This window comes from Kordia sp. (assembly GCF_022447245.1).
GTDB lineage: Bacteria > Bacteroidota > Bacteroidia > Flavobacteriales > Flavobacteriaceae > Kordia.
On the sequence record NZ_JAKVBC010000024.1, the window covers coordinates 1 to 15,203 of the forward strand.

13 protein-coding genes are annotated in these 15,203 nt (G+C 33.0%); 2 read left to right on the plus strand and 11 right to left on the minus strand.

Going from position 1 to position 15,203, the window contains the following annotated elements:
* Positions 1-136: 136 nt before the first annotated feature.
* Positions 137-1,099, plus strand: a complete 963-nt coding sequence (locus tag MK119_RS15680) for an RHS repeat-associated core domain-containing protein (protein WP_290680633.1) — start codon at positions 137-139, stop codon at positions 1,097-1,099.
* A 66-nt stretch (positions 1,100-1,165) separates the two neighbouring features.
* A complete protein-coding gene (locus tag MK119_RS15685; protein WP_290680501.1) occupies positions 1,166-1,936 on the plus strand; it encodes an ankyrin repeat domain-containing protein in 771 nt (256 codons plus the stop codon).
* A gap of 594 nt (positions 1,937-2,530) precedes the next feature.
* Here MK119_RS15685 and MK119_RS15690 read toward each other — a convergent pair.
* The 11 genes from MK119_RS15690 to MK119_RS15740 form a co-directional block, all read right to left on the minus strand.
* Positions 2,531-4,951 carry a T9SS type B sorting domain-containing protein gene (locus MK119_RS15690; protein WP_290680503.1) on the minus strand — a complete coding sequence of 807 codons (2,421 nt, stop codon included), beginning with the start codon at positions 4,949-4,951 and terminating at the stop codon, positions 2,531-2,533.
* A gap of 93 nt (positions 4,952-5,044) precedes the next feature.
* Complete coding sequence (locus MK119_RS15695) at positions 5,045-5,437, minus strand: hypothetical protein (protein ID WP_290680505.1); 393 nt, start codon at positions 5,435-5,437, stop codon at positions 5,045-5,047.
* A 25-nt stretch (positions 5,438-5,462) separates the two neighbouring features.
* Positions 5,463-5,909 carry a c-type cytochrome gene (locus tag MK119_RS15700; RefSeq protein ID WP_290680507.1) on the minus strand — a complete coding sequence of 149 codons (447 nt, stop codon included), beginning with the start codon at positions 5,907-5,909 and terminating at the stop codon, positions 5,463-5,465.
* Between the two features lie 18 nt (positions 5,910-5,927).
* A complete protein-coding gene (locus tag MK119_RS15705; RefSeq protein WP_290680509.1) occupies positions 5,928-6,818 on the minus strand; it encodes an alpha/beta fold hydrolase in 891 nt (296 codons plus the stop codon).
* Positions 6,819-6,846: 28 nt separating this feature from the next.
* Positions 6,847-7,383 carry a hypothetical protein gene (locus MK119_RS15710; RefSeq protein ID WP_290680511.1) on the minus strand — a complete coding sequence of 179 codons (537 nt, stop codon included), beginning with the start codon at positions 7,381-7,383 and terminating at the stop codon, positions 6,847-6,849.
* A 1-nt stretch (position 7,384) separates the two neighbouring features.
* Positions 7,385-8,314, minus strand: coding sequence for a biopolymer transporter ExbD (locus MK119_RS15715; protein ID WP_290680513.1), 930 nt, complete (start codon positions 8,312-8,314; stop codon positions 7,385-7,387).
* Between the two features lie 126 nt (positions 8,315-8,440).
* Entirely contained in the window at positions 8,441-11,212 is a 2,772-nt protein-coding gene (locus MK119_RS15720; protein WP_290680515.1) for an outer membrane beta-barrel protein, read from the minus strand.
* 696 nt (positions 11,213-11,908) lie between these two features.
* Positions 11,909-12,094 (minus strand): hypothetical protein, encoded by a 186-nt coding sequence (locus MK119_RS15725; protein ID WP_290680517.1) that lies wholly within the window; start codon positions 12,092-12,094, stop codon positions 11,909-11,911.
* A gap of 546 nt (positions 12,095-12,640) precedes the next feature.
* The gene (locus MK119_RS15730; protein ID WP_290680519.1) at positions 12,641-13,255 is read right to left on the minus strand and encodes a hypothetical protein; all 615 of its coding nucleotides are present in this window, start codon (positions 13,253-13,255) and stop codon (positions 12,641-12,643) included.
* Position 13,256: 1 nt separating this feature from the next.
* Positions 13,257-14,561, minus strand: coding sequence for a ribosome biogenesis GTPase Der (gene der / locus MK119_RS15735; RefSeq protein ID WP_290680521.1), 1,305 nt, complete (start codon positions 14,559-14,561; stop codon positions 13,257-13,259).
* 214 nt (positions 14,562-14,775) lie between these two features.
* The gene (locus MK119_RS15740) at positions 14,776-15,144 is read right to left on the minus strand and encodes a hypothetical protein (RefSeq protein ID WP_290680523.1); all 369 of its coding nucleotides are present in this window, start codon (positions 15,142-15,144) and stop codon (positions 14,776-14,778) included.
* Positions 15,145-15,203: the final 59 nt, after the last annotated feature.

Sequence of the window (15,203 nt, forward strand, 5' to 3'; positions counted from 1 at the left end):
GTATAAAGATCACTTAGAGGACAGAGCAGTAAAAAAAGGTATAGTATACCTTTATAGCGAATGGGCCAGCTAGCGCGTTGGGTGACTCTCTTATGAAGATATTGATGGAAATGGAACTATCAAAGCAGATACAGAAATCAAGGAAGAGAATCATTATTATCCCTTTGGACTTAAACACAAAGGGTATAATAACCAGATAACGGGACTTGACCATCAATATGGATACAATGGAAAAGAAGAACAAAATGAACTGAGTCTTAATTGGCAAGATTATGGAGCTAGAAATTATGATGCAAGTCTTGGTCGTTGGATGAACATTGATAATATGTCTGAATCTAATTTTTTATTGTCTCCATATAATTATGCTTTTAATAATCCAATAATTTTTATTGATCCTGATGGAAATTTAGCTTTTAAGCCTACTCCAGAAGAGGCTGCTTTATTAGCACAACACGTATATAGTGGTAGTGGAGAGTTAAAAGGAGAATGGAAAGTATCTAAAAGAAAAATTGATGGGGTAACTTATTCAGATAAAGAAACAGGATTTAATTCTAATTTATACGAAAGAAAACAAGAAGATGGTTCTATTGAATATGCATATGTTACTGCGGGAACAGATGACTATAAAGATGGTAAGGAAGATCTTACTCAATTATGGGGTAAAACGGAACAATATCCCCAATCTATTAATAATGCTGCAATAATTTCAGATGAATTAGAAGACAGTGAATTAACATACGTTGGGCATTCGTTAGGAGGCGGATTAGCTAGTGCTAATTCTTTAGCAACAGGAGATAGTGCAATGACGTTTAATGCAGCTGCGCTTAGTGATAAGACTAAAGAAAATTTAGATTTAGAAGGTATAGATTCCTATGAACAGGTAGAATCATTTATAGTTGAAGGGGAAATTGTTAATCACCTGCAATTTAAGATAGGAATGAGAGTTGAAGGACATATAATTGAGATACCAAGTAATATTAAACCAACAAGAAAAACAGGTCTTGTAAAGACAGTAGATACAAGAATAAATTTACATATGATAGGAACTGTAATTGATTTATTAAGGAAAAATAATATGACAGATGAATATAAAGAATAGAATAGTCTTTTTAGTTTGTTTTTTTACATTGTTTAATTGTGAAAAAAAATAGAAACAAATAATAAGTTGAAAGGAAATAGTTTTGAGTTATTTAAAAATACGGAAGTATATGATTTAGCTAAAGCTGTTAAAAATCAGGATTCTATTAAAATTTTCACTCTAATATCTGGTGGCAAAGATATTAATTTAAGAGAACCTAAATTTGGTCAAACACTTTTAATTTTAGCTGTAAAAAACGAATTAAAAAAATCAGTAAAATACCTTTTAGAAAATAAAGCTGACCTTTCTATCTATGATTCTTACGATGGAACCTCTGCAATAATAGAAGCTTCTAAGATGGGTAAAGACTATAATAGAGATCCAGAGATATTAAAAATGCTATTAGATAATGGTGCTAATCCAAACGATATAGAAAAAGGTAAACGTAGAAGTGATAATTTAACTAGAAGCACGCCATTAATCGAAGCATCTAAATGCTGTTTAGAAAAGGTTGAGTTATTAGTGCAAGGAGGTGCTGATATTAATTTTATAAATGAATATAATCAAAGTGCTCTATATTCAGCCTTAAATGGTTCTAAAGGAAAAGAGTTAATTGTCAAATACTTATTATTAAACGGAGCAGATTATAAAAGACCTCTTAAGACAACGAAAGATGGGATAGAAATTAAAATCGAAAATAAATTAAGAGATTGGAGATTTGATTTAAACTCTGATAAATATAAAGTTAAGATGGAAATTGTTGATTTTCTAAAAAGTAAAGGGGTAGATTATAGAAATACAAAAATTCCAAAAAAGTATTTAGATAAATATCCTGAAGAATACTTATCTAAATATTAGGTAATAAACTCCTCTATTGAGAAGCATATCACACACATATTATCTAACGACATGGGAATAAATTAGGTTAGTTAGATATAAATAACATAAGTGGTTCTAGTCAGTAGGTTCGAAAATTCGAACCTACTGTTTTGGTTTTTAATCTGCATCATCAAAGAAGCAAAAAAATGAAAAAAAGTGATAATACGAGAACTTACTAGAGTTAGAAATATTCAGTATTTTAAGACACTATTAATAATCCAGAATGTTCCTTTAAAAATAAGTAGATAACTTTCAAATCTTCTATCAAAAAGTTCGACTTTGGAAACCTTGGGTTTAGACACACTTCGCTGTCAGAATCAAGATTGCTTCGCACTAGATTTAAACATGTTAGATACTTATTTGCGAGAAACATAGCGACGCGACAATCTATTTCTTTAGTAATAGTATTTTGTTTGTTTTGATTTTTAAGATACAGTAAATAAGCTAATCACTGTAAAGTTTTCATCAAAAAGTTCAACTTTAGAAACTTTGAGGTCAGAGCATTAGACTTCTTAGATTGTTAGACTTTTTAGATAATTTATCAACACTTTCAATATTCACATCTATTAAAAACTACCGTTTCAAAGTAAAATGACCTGTAAAGCTACGACCATCTTGTAATTGTACTGAAAACCAATAATCGTTTGATGGCATTTTTGCTCCATTGATAGTTCCGTTCCAAGCATCTTCGGAATTGATTAAGACTCTAAGCAACTTTCCATAACGATCGTAGATGTAGACTTGTGAGTTTGCTTGAAAAACTTCTGAAATCCCTTTGAGTTGCCATGTATCATTTATTCCATCATTGTTTGGTGTAAAGAATCTTGGATAGCCAATCACAGCAATGTCCACATTCACAGTTCCGCAGTTATTTTTAATGTCTCGCACATACACTGTATGAAAACCTGCTGCAACATTTTGAAAGATATTTGATTCTTGATAGATGCCATTTGGATTGTCTAATGCAAATACATACTGCCCTTCTCCAGAAACCATGACAGTTACTACATTAGGATCAGAAATATCATTTATTAAAATTTCTCCTATGGTTGCAATGTCAGAAGGTAGTACCGAGATTGTTTTCGTTTTAGTGCAACCGCCAATTTGTGTTACATCCACAGTATAAGTTCCTATTTGATTGACTTGTATGGTTGGCGATGTTTCCCCTGTAGACCATAAAAAGGTATAATTGTCAAAATTACTATTGATACCACTGAATAAGGTGAGTAGTTGTGGTGAAAAATTCAAACAGTAGTATTCTGTTTCTTCAGTTTCAATCGCTGGTAAATTCAGTACATTAAGCATGACTTCTCCAATACCATAACAATCTCCATTTTGGGCTACTCGCGCATAAATTGTTTGCGAATATGGTGTTGTATTTGTGAATTGATTTCCTAACGGATTCGACAGTGACAACGCATTTTCTATAGTTTCAAAATAAGTAACCGTAACATCTGTAGGCAAACCATCTGTGATTTGTGCATCTGCCTCAGATAAATCAAATTGTGTGATTCCTATTTCTTCCAGACTGTCACAAGCACTAATTATTGCATTGTTTATTGCATTTGAATTTACTTGTAAGGTTACTTCTGCTGTATTTTCGCAACCAGAAACTAAGTCAGTTACTTTTGCATATACAATTTGCGGATTGGATGTGTTTTCATAAGCTCCACTAGTGATTTCATCTGTCAATGCACTATCCGTGTAATAACGTACTTGCCGATCTGCAAGAATTCCAGCAGCCACTTCTTGATTGTATTCAAATAGATTAAAAATACTAGCTTCACTAGTAGAACCGCATTGTACTATAGAGATATTTTCTGTTTCTGGCAATCCAAAAATTGATCCTGTGATTGGAATTCTCGGGCCACTTGTGCAGCCAGAAAATGCTGGAAACACCCAAAACGTAGTCGTTTCTGTGAGTAAAACGGTATAACTAGTTCCTGTGTGAATTGGTGTCGTAGCAGTTTCTGAGGTATACCATTGCACACTATCTGTATTGGTTTCTACGATCAAAGTTAGTTCAGCTGCATCACAACTCTCACTTTCCGCAATGGTTGATTTTGGAGTTTCAATTCGCGTACTTACTGATAAATTGATTACAGGTTCTCCTGGCATACCGCCAAATTCTACTATATATCCTTGCGGATGATAAGGGTTGTTTGGATCTGTTGAACCTTCGTTAGGCAAATCGTTCCAAGATCCCATTAAACCAATACTAGGATCTGTAATATGCGCATAATGTTCTCCGCCAAGGTTGTTAGGCTCTCCTATATTCCAAAAGGTATACGAATCATTTTGAGCCATACCATTGACCGCTCCTAACCAAAAAACGGTTCCTGCTTCGGGTCCAGTAACCCATTGCCATGTTCCTTCTTGATCTGCATCTGAAGCACCAATCCAACCTGTTCCAGAACTCTGTGAACCTGCTAAATCACCTTCTTCTTCTGTGGTGAGTGTTGCCAAATATCCTTCCAAACCAAAATAAGTTTGTGCTGCTGCTGCATCACGAGCTTCTGTCCAAGTTATTCCTGGATTTTGCACATAAAAGTAATAGTGTCCAGTAGATGGCAAATAGTTTGCATCTCCCAAGTTGATGGAGAAAAATTTATCTTCAGTAAAGTTTGTCTGCGTGGTTTCAAATACAATTGCTTCAATGGCAGCTTCGTATTCTGCAAATGTTGCAGGTCCAACTAAAGCTAATCTACCAAGATTTGGCGTCCAAAAAGCATCTATATTCGGATGTATTCCTGTTAAACTTAGTTCATCTTGTCCATTACTATAGCCTTCTGAAATTTGCACATATACAATTGGTAAGCTTGTATCGCCAGCATCAGGGTCTGTAATTGATACATTCATGGCAATATTCATAGGAGTATCGCCACAATATTGTTGATCACCTTCCGCTGTAATACTTGGTGGTGTTTGTGCATACGACACTACTGTTACTAAAAACAGAAAACATAGATGTATTGATTTGGAAAAGTTGCGCATAAAATTAATGGTCTAACTCAAAAGTAAGTATTTTTTTTTGCAGTCTAGTGAGTTGCTAGATTTTTATTAACTACAACGTTATAGTTGAAAATATTAGGTTTTGATTTTGTATTTTCTAGGATAAATTTGGTGGATTTTTTGTTGTTGTGATTCAGTCAATTCATCATATGAACGCTTAAACTTTTTCATTGCTACACCGTTCCAAAGTAATTCTAAAACTTCTTGGATTGTTTTCCTTATATCGACAACTGTGCCCATTAGAGTTTCACTATCAATTTTTAATGAAACATAACTATTCGCTGTATTTTTTAAATAATGCTGTTTTATTTGTCCTTTTAATTCATCAAGAGACACAATGGTATTATTCACTGTTACGGTATTATTCCCTTTAACTATGATTTGAAATTGCCCTTCATCAGTCTTTATTTGACTAAAAACTTGCGTTGAAATCATTACTGTTAGTATACATAATAATTGTTTCATCATATCTTTTCCTTTAAAAATCAACTCATTATTTTTTCGCATTAATATATTCAAGCAAATCATCCAATTCTGAATCGTCATATTTAAAGTTATGACTGTTAGGTCTATTTTTATGGACTTCTTTTAATTTCATCGCGTAGAGATCTCCAACACTTGTTAATGAATCTTGCTTTGTTACATATTTTTTGAAATAATGAACTCCCATTTCTTCTAAGATTCTTCCATTCATTGATATGGTACTCAAAAGTGTTCTACTACGATGACAGGCGACACAATCATAAAGAAATAATTCTTTTCCTCGTTCAAACTTAGGATTGACTCGCTGAGTTTTTTTTGATACTGAAGATTTATTTTCAGCATCACTAAATTCGTCTGCTACACCTCTTTTTACAACAAGAAAGAAAAAAGTCGTGATTACCATAAGAAATATTGTAGCGATCACTAAAAATTTAAGCATAAATTTCTTCTGTCTCATTTTAGTAATTTCTTTATGTTATAATTGCTTTTGAATAAAGTTTAGCCACTTTTTCTGATATGATTCACCTCCTTTTGCACCTACATCAAAATGTCCTGCGCCTTTTACTAAGATAAATTCCTTTTCAGTGGAAGCCAAATTCTCGAAGAGTCGTTCCCCATAACTGTAATGAATGTTTTCATCCTGATCGCCATGTGCAATAATAATGGGTTGCCGAATACTTTTTACAGAGTGAATTGGTTTTACCTCATCTGGATTAAAGTTAGCAATTTTTCCTGCTTCGCGCAACGCTGCATCCGACACAAAACGCAATCCGAAGCCTCCTAGCATTTTCTTTTTGTAATCGTATACTATTTGATCTAAATCTGTAAATGTGCTTTCTATAATGCCAAATTCGATTCGCTTTTCAAATTCTAAGGTTTGAATGGCAATGGCGCCTCCAAGTGAGTTTCCCCAGATACCTATTTTTAATGAAGGATTTCGCTTTTTGAGTTCATCTACAATTTCAGCAATATCTTGCTTTTCATAAAAACCATACGTGCAATATTGCCCGCCACTTTCGCCATGTGCTCTTCCATCAAAAACAATAGAAGCAATTCCATGCGTTGCCAAATTTCCTGCAAGGTTTAAAAAGTGTTCTTTACAACCACCAATTCCATGAATAAGAATCATGACTGCTTTTGCTTCTTGCGCTTTGGGTTGAATGTAGTACCCTTTGAGCACAATACTATCCTTTGTCGTAATTGTTATAGTTTCACTTTGTAGACCTAATTGTTGTGGTGTAATTTCAAGATTGATTTTTTGCGGTTGAATGATGGCATACGGAGCTACATGAATGGTAAGAATATAACCAACTATTCCAATCAAAAATAATAGAACGATACTTATTTTAAGTAATTTCTTTTTCATTATTTAAGATGTTGAAAACCTACCAATTTCATTCTTTTTTATTGGATGCATGATACTTATCAATCAATGAAAACGTAAGATATTTGTAGAATTCATGGTTAAAATCTTTAGCTTCAAATATTTCTAGCATTTTACTAGTCAAATCCGTAATTTCAGGATTGTTTCCAGAGGAAGACATGGCAATAAATTTGCTTAGTTTGGAATCTTTAAAGTCAGAGCTTTTAAGAATTCCATCCATACATTTACTGTACTTTTTAGTATTTTTAGTATCTAATAATCTTTTAATCACATAGTCGCTAATTCCGAAATTAGAAATTCTTCCATCAATCGCTAATTGGATATTTTTATAGAGTGCTATATAACTTTCGCCATTTGTATTTGTTAGCAATTCTGTACTTAGCAATTTTTGTTCTGCCTTTTTGATGAGCGATTTAAATTCTGCTCCATTATCTTCAAATAAACTACACATACAGTTCATGTAGTCAGCTTCTAGCTTGTAATTATCTTGAGCATTGGTTTGAAATGAAATAAATGCTACAAAAGCACAGAGTATTGATTTGATCATATTATTCATCTATTTCTAAGTTTTTGATATTTAATGGATAGATTTCTTTTATTTTTTCTTGTTCTGTTGTTGATAATTCACCGTAGAAACGCTTGTAGGTTTCTTTTGCCAGTTGATTTCTTACGGTTTCTACTCCTTTTTCAATTTCACTTTGAATTTTTATGAAGGTTCCATAATGAGTCATTCTACTGGTGCGTACAACAAAGACACTGTTTGATTTGTGTTTTTTCAGATATGCAATTACTTTTTTTTGCAAGTTCTCTACATTTTCTTTTTGATCCTGAATGTACAGTTGTTGTTCTGCATCTATTTTTATAAATAAGGCACGTCTTTGTTCTTCTCTTGTTAACGAATTTTCATTTTCCACCTTTGGCAATTCAAGGCTCGGAAAATCTACATAATTCATAGATTCAATCATGGTAAATGTAGTCATTCTAAAATAGTCATGTGTAAAATCTTCAGGATCAAGAATTCCTATAAATTGCTCAATGAAAGCCGAAGGATCTGGATCGCCTTGATTTAAGGAATTTATTAATTGCAACATTCTTGAAAGCTTTGAATTTTGAAAATTTACGGATGAGAATACTTTTTCCATACAATCTTCTGCTTCTAAAGCAACTATTTTATCCGCTACTTCTGTCATGTATTTTGCTACTCCCAAATCTTGCAGTTTTTCATCAAACATATTATCAAGATTCTTGTATAATGCTATGTAACTTTCACCGCTTTTGTCTTTTAAATAGTTTAAATCAATGAGTTTTTGTTCCGCTTTTTTAAGAATATTAATGAACTCATTGCCCTTATCTGGTAAGGACTGATAGAAACAATACATGAAATCTGTTTCTGTTTTTAATCGATTTTTTTGACCAAAGACGGTTATAGAACTCGATAAAACAATAAGATAAATAAGTGATTTCAGGATGTTTTTCATGCGTAATTTTTCTGTTTGATGACACATTATAAGTATTTTTTACAATATCGTGTTCAAAATACAAAATTAAGCACATAAAAAAAGCTTCTGAAGACATCCAGAAGCTTTTTTATAATTGTTTGAATATTAGAAGACTTCAAAGCCACTTTTATCCCCTCCAATTTTACTAATTTTATAGGTAAACCCGAGCATAAAATATCGTTGTAATACGGTACTTTGTGAATCTTGAATAAAGTCAGCTGTAATACTTCTTCGTGTATTAATATTTTGATCTAATAAGTCATACGCCGTCAACTTAATTGTTCCTTTTTCCTTGAGAACTTTTAAACCTAAGCTCATGTTCCAAAATAAAGCACTTCGTTCAAATCCTGGCGCTACATTGGTTCGATATGTATAACGCAAGTCGTTTCCAAACACAATATTTTTGGGCCAATATGTTGTAGTTTTTAAACCGGCAGTATGCGTTTGAAATGTTTCATTGTCTAAGTTTGCCAGACTGTAACGTGTGGTATTGAATGATACATAATAGTTTGGTTCTATTTCTAATATTTCTTTGTAATTATACGTGAAACTAATGCTTGGTGTAATTTCATTTCGTTTTGTAGAAAATTCAACACCGTTACTAAAGTTGATTTCTTTGTTAATATTTCCATAGAGCCCAACTCTGTACCCAAAAGATGTACTGTCTTTTTTGATTGTTTTATTAAAAGATCCACCTCCATTTAATCTGTAAATTCCATCTACATTGGTAAATGTAGTTGTTCTAATTCTGTTTTCATCAGTAACTGATAAAGGAACAATTCTATCATTGGTAACACCTCCATTCATCCATACAAAGAAGCCACTTTTTGTTTTGTAGTCGTAGTTATTGAAGTTTGCATAGAAATCGTGGTTAAATTCTCGGTTTAAGTTTGGATTACCAATTGTGATATTTAATGGATTACTCACATTAGCTACAGGTTGTAATTGCTGCGCAGTTGGAGCTTGCGTTCTAGTATTATAATTAAAATACACACTCATTCCTTGCTTGATATTGTAGCTCATATAACTATTTACATTAATATCTTTAAAGGTAGATCGAACTGTTGTATTTTGAATAAGTTCTTCATTTTCTAATTCTGATAACAGCAATCCAGTTGTAACACCTAATCTTAGTTTTTCACCAGAATAGTTAATACCGATTCTTGGTGAATGTGTTTGAAAATTAACTTTTAAGTCAGAGCTTAAACTTTCGTTGAAATCATCATAAGCATTGGTTCCATTATCAAAATCAAACACACGCCTATCATTGCGTTCACGCCTATTAGAAAATCGATATTCAAGGTCTAAAAATAGTTTTTTTGCTTTTAGCGGAATTCGGTATTCCACATTTGCAGCAATTGTATTTTGTTTGGACTCCGAATCCGTCAATTGATCTCTAGTTTCAATAGAAGGTGTTGTTCCAAATATTTCATTGGTTGTATTTAAGAAGTTGTCGGAAGCATTGTTGATAAAGTTTCCATTTGCTCCAACTTGAAGATACGCTCCTTTATCACCAAACTTTTTAATAACATACAAATTACTTCTAAAGTTACGGCGTTCTGAATCAGTTCTGTTTTGCGATTCTCCTCGGTTGATAACTGTACCATCTTCTTCTAACGATTCTTCATTACGAGAAGAAAAATTTTCTCCTTCTGAAAATTGAAAGTTTGGTCTAAAAATTACTTTAAAGGTTGAATCTATTTCAAACTGTAAGTTTGCATTTGCTCTATGGTTGTCATTTCTGTTTAAAAATGTACTTCTTGAGTTTGTAAAGAAGCTTCCATCTGGCAGAATATTTTCACGCTCTACTCTATTTTCATTTTCCGAATCGGCACTTGAGTAAAAGTAATCTGCAGCAATTTCAGTTTTATCTTCATATTCATCTACAAAACTAGCTCCTGCATTGGTAGATGTTGTAATTCCTTGTCCACCACCAAATGTTTGTCCGCCAATAGTAAACGAACCATTATCGCTCCATGAAACACCACCACCAGCGCTTCCCATCATATCATAAATTTCATCAAAACTAAATCCTGAGCTATTGATATTATTTTTACTAGCTAATACACTGAGTCGCTGCTTGTCATTAAAATAGTTCCCTATTCCACTCATCGCATAGCGTTCATCGGTTCCGCCACTTACCGTAGCGCGTCCAAAGAATCCTTTATTTTGATCTTCTTTAAGTTCTATATTGATGGTTTGATTTTCCGAAGTACTTTCTTTTCCAGTAAATTTTTCAGAATCACTTTTGGTTGTCGTTACTTGAATTTTATCAACGATCTCCTTTGTTAAGTTTTTCGTAGCAATTTTTGGATCGTTTCCAAAAAATGGCTTTCCGCTTACGAGAATTTGATTTACTTCTTTTCCATTGACTTTTATCTTTCCATCGCTATCTACCTCAACACCGGGCAGTTTTTTGATAAGATCTTCTACCGTAGCATCTGGACGTGTTTTGAACGAATCTGCATTGAATTCTAGTGTATCTTTTTTTACGGTAATTGGTGCTTTGATTGCCGTAATTTGCACAGCATCCAATTCATCTGTTGCCAACTCCATTCCAATTTCTGGAAGTGTGATTACTGGTTTGTCTAGCTTGATTTTTTTTTGATAAACTTTAAACCCTGTGAATGTAACAAAAAGATTAGCTTCTTTTTGTTTGGTTCTTCCTGCCAATTCAAAACGCCCTTTGTTATCACTAATGGTATATGTGATTAAAGTAGAGTCTTTAAGAGTTTGTAAATAGACAGTTGCAGATTCTAAAGATGTATTGTCTGTTTTGTCAACAATATTTCCTTTAATTTCGAATTCTTGAGCAGAGAGTTGCCCTGACAAAAAGCTGACTAAAATAATTAGCAGCAGACTAAATGGTTTATTCATTTTGTTTTTTGATTGATAGTAATCGGTTTCCATACAAACAAACAGAAAAAATCCTCATTTATTATTAAAATAATCTTAAAACACTCAATTTAAATCTTAAAATCTCCAATATTCCTTTTTCAAATTCGGTCTTCTTTATTATTTACTTTTGTATTTCACCTATCGTGTTAATTTTTATCCATACATGCTCAAATCTTTCTTTTCGTTATTGTCTCTGTAACATTTACGTTTGTACACATACGCACAAAAAGATAGATTTGACTCAGACAGTTTGGCTACATCTTCTTTTGAAAGTTTAACTGATTAACACACCTTTGATGCTAAAGTATATTTAGATCGTGAACTTTTGAAACCAGAAACTTTAGAACAGCTTATCACTATTCTTTTAACCAATTGTAGACAGGAAACTTTTTACGGAACTACAACAGCTAAAAAAATTATAACTTATCATTTTTGGCGCAAGAACTCACCAGAGATAAAACCTATATTTCAGAGATTGTCTACACTCATAAAAATCAAAGTTACACTGAATATTTACTAAACTTATGTATTTCGTATGCCATAAAAAGACTTAAAAATAAAAAAACAGTTTGGATGATATTCTGTTGCTTACTCAGCTAATAAATACGGCTCTAAAAAGGACTAAGTCATTTTCAATAGTATTCGAAAAGCACATATTTATTTGATTCAAACACCTTAAATCCTTGATTTTCTCTTATTGCTTCTTACGAGTTGAAAGCTGAAAAAATCTATGGTTACCACTTTATTGTTTGCAACTTTAAAAATGCTTACTGTTCCATCAGAATCTAATGTGTAGTCATCATTTGGTTCTCCTTCATTTACTACTAAAATAAAGTTTCCATCTTTCGTAAATGTCACCATATCTGGTAAAGAACCTACGGTATATTCGTTTGCTAAAGAATTATCGGAAGTATTGTATACATATACTTTTCCTGCTGCTTGTTTATTGCTTGCTTCTACGGCAACAGCTACTTTTCCATTATGAACTGCAACACTATTTGGCGCACCAAAAGCACTTACATCAATTGGAGTTTTTTGTATTAGTGCATTTACATCAGAAATATCATAAATGGAAATTTGATCTGATTCGGTATTTACGGTAAATAATTTATTTGTGGAAAGATCGAAAGCAAAAATCTCTGCCGAACCTTCTCCTCCAATATTAATGGTGTTTTTAAGTTGAAAGTTTACAGAAGTATCTACTGGAGTCGTTGCGGTTTGATTGTCATCATCGTTATTACAACTGTTTAATCATACGAGAGCAGCTGCAACAAAAAGTGTGTGTCTTAAGGTTTGTATTTTGTTGATTTATGTTTATTTCAACAAAAACGAACCGTGCGCTTGATATGAATGTTAGCGAAGTGTGATTGAATTGTGTTGCTTTTGAAAAATTATTGTAAGGAGTCATTAATTCCTTAACAAAGTCGTAATGATTTCTTCTTTTTTATTTTTAATAGCTTCTGCTAATAATTGCAATTTCGAGTGGGAAGCTACTGCAGGAAAGTCTTTAAAATTATAGTTTAACCAATCGGTATCGCCTGAATATGCATTGCGTACCAGCGCTTTGATATTTTTTAACGCTGGATATATATTTTGCAAGCTGCGAATGGTATTTTCAAGTGTACTTAGTGTGGCGACGAATCGTGTTGCTTGTTCAGTGTAATCACCATTCTTTTTAAAAAAAACTGTATTATTTTCGAAACTTATGTCTGATTGTTGCAAATCGTGCGCAGCAAGTCCACTTGGAAATAAACGTTCTTGTAAACCTTTAATCTGTGAAAGTAAATCTTCTGTCACCGTATGTAAGGCTTCAACTGGCGTAAATTCTTTTGGCTTTTTTGTACCTAGCGCTTCCAATGAATCTACAAATGCATTTTGCTGCTTTTTATTTTCCTCAATGGTATTTGTAATTCTCTGATTGTCTTCCAAAGGATTATTCCTCACATCAACCACTAGAAACATAATTCCAATCAATAAAAGACTGACAACTGCAAACGTGATAAGGATTACTTTTGGTGACATTTTATTTTTTTCTGAAATAGACCTGTACAGGAACACCTGTAAAGTCAAATTGTTCGCGAAGTTTGTTTTCTACAAATCGTCTATACGGATCGCGCACATATTGTGGCAAGTTTGCAAAAAAGGCAAATTGCGGATATGCTGTTGGTAATTGTGTACAGAACTTAATTTTGACATATTTTCCTTTGTGTGCTGGTGGTGGTGTACGTTCTATAATTGGTAACATAACATCGTTTAGTTTGCTTGTTGGCACACGGTTCGATCTGTTTTTATACACTTGTACCGCAGTTTCAATAGCTTTGAAAATACGTTGCTTTGTCAATACAGAAATAAATACGATTGGCACATCGGTAAACGGTTCAATCTGCTTGCGAATGTGTTGTTCAAATTCTTTTACTGTAGAGGTGTTTTTTTCTATCAAATCCCACTTGTTGATTAAAATCACGATTCCTTTGTGATTCTTTTCAGCCAACCAGAAAATGTTTTGTACTTGCGAGTCAAATCCTCTTGTAGCATCTACCACAAGCAAACACACATCGCAATGTTCAATAGCGCGGATAGAGCGCATCACTGAGTAAAACTCTAAGTCTTCTTTTACTTTGGCTTTTCTACGAATTCCGGCAGTATCAACCAAATTGAATTCAAATCCGAAACGATTATATTTGGTATCAATAGCATCACGTGTAGTTCCTGCAATGTCGGTTACAATGTAACGTTCTTCTCCAATTAAGGCATTGATTAAGGATGATTTTCCAGCATTTGGTCTTCCAACCACAGCAAAACGCGGTAGGTTTTCTTCCTCTACTTCTTCCACTTCTGGTAAGGCTTCTACCAACGCATCTAACATTTCACCTGTTCCACTTCCGTTGATACTTGCAATTGGATAATATTCACCTAAACCTAACGAATAAAATTCCGTAGCATCATGCAGACGATTGGCTGCATCTACTTTGTTTACGACTAATAACACAGGTTTATTTACACGACGAAGTAAATTTGCTACTTCTTCATCCATTCCAGTCACACCAGATTCTACATCCACAACAAAAAGAATGGCATCAGCTTCATCAATAGCCAACTCTACTTGCTTGTCAATTTCTTGTTCAAAGATATCGTCACTTCCTACTACATATCCGCCCGTATCGATAAGCGAAAATTCTTTTCCGTTCCAATCTGATTTCCCGTAATGGCGATCTCTGGTTACACCACTTACTGAATCAACAATCGCTTCTCTACGTTTAATCATACGATTAAATAAAGTCGATTTTCCAACATTTGGACGTCCTACGATAGCTACTATATTACTCATTTCGTTCTTTTTGTGCCTGCAAAGGTACATTTTCTCTTGATGCGTAAAAAGTAATTTGAAGTAAGTTTTTGTTTAAACTTTTATATTGAATCCATAAAGTGTGTTATTCATTCTATAATTTGACACTTCTTATAGATTGTTTATATCTGTTTATACAGGTATTTTCTATCTTAACTTCTGCATCAAATACCTGTTTTCCTTTCAAAGCACTTACTTAGATCCTCATTAATTCTAAGGTTTCTAAATTCAGAAGTATTTCACTTTTACGTGCCTTTTTTTCTTGATAAATTTCAAACTTTATATAATATGACATGATCTTTTTTGAATGATACCAAGAAGCTAACACAGGTATATTTGAAGTATTAGAAGTTTCAAAATATTCTCGCACACATCGAGGAAATGTAATTTTTTTATCTTTTATTCTGAGGTGTTTATTTTTTAAATTGAATGTTGCCTTTATATATTCTTGGGGCAATCCAAGTATATTTCCCTTTTTATCAATTTTAAGGATAGTATCTTTATGTAAAGGACGATTACTTGATATAAAAAAGAATATGGTTAAAAGCAGTAGTTGGAGTTGCATGAGTATAAGATTATGTATGTCACTGTATGTTTGGTATCACTTTAAACATAAACGCACAT

Coding starts and splice junctions, on each gene's coding strand:
- MK119_RS15690 (WP_290680503.1), bottom strand. CDS start 4,951: ATGCGCAACTTTTCCAAATCAATACATCTATGTTTTCTGTTTTTAGTA.
- MK119_RS15695 (WP_290680505.1), bottom strand. CDS start 5,437: ATGATGAAACAATTATTATGTATACTAACAGTAATGATTTCAACGCAA.
- MK119_RS15700 (WP_290680507.1), bottom strand. CDS start 5,909: ATGAGACAGAAGAAATTTATGCTTAAATTTTTAGTGATCGCTACAATA.
- MK119_RS15705 (WP_290680509.1), bottom strand. CDS start 6,818: ATGAAAAAGAAATTACTTAAAATAAGTATCGTTCTATTATTTTTGATT.
- MK119_RS15710 (WP_290680511.1), bottom strand. CDS start 7,383: ATGATCAAATCAATACTCTGTGCTTTTGTAGCATTTATTTCATTTCAA.
- MK119_RS15715 (WP_290680513.1), bottom strand. CDS start 8,314: ATGAAAAACATCCTGAAATCACTTATTTATCTTATTGTTTTATCGAGT.
- MK119_RS15720 (WP_290680515.1), bottom strand. CDS start 11,212: ATGAATAAACCATTTAGTCTGCTGCTAATTATTTTAGTCAGCTTTTTG.
- MK119_RS15725 (WP_290680517.1), bottom strand. CDS start 12,094: ATGGTGACATTTACGAAAGATGGAAACTTTATTTTAGTAGTAAATGAA.
- MK119_RS15730 (WP_290680519.1), bottom strand. CDS start 13,255: ATGTCACCAAAAGTAATCCTTATCACGTTTGCAGTTGTCAGTCTTTTA.
- der (WP_290680521.1), bottom strand. CDS start 14,561: ATGAGTAATATAGTAGCTATCGTAGGACGTCCAAATGTTGGAAAATCG.
- MK119_RS15740 (WP_290680523.1), bottom strand. CDS start 15,144: ATGCAACTCCAACTACTGCTTTTAACCATATTCTTTTTTATATCAAGT.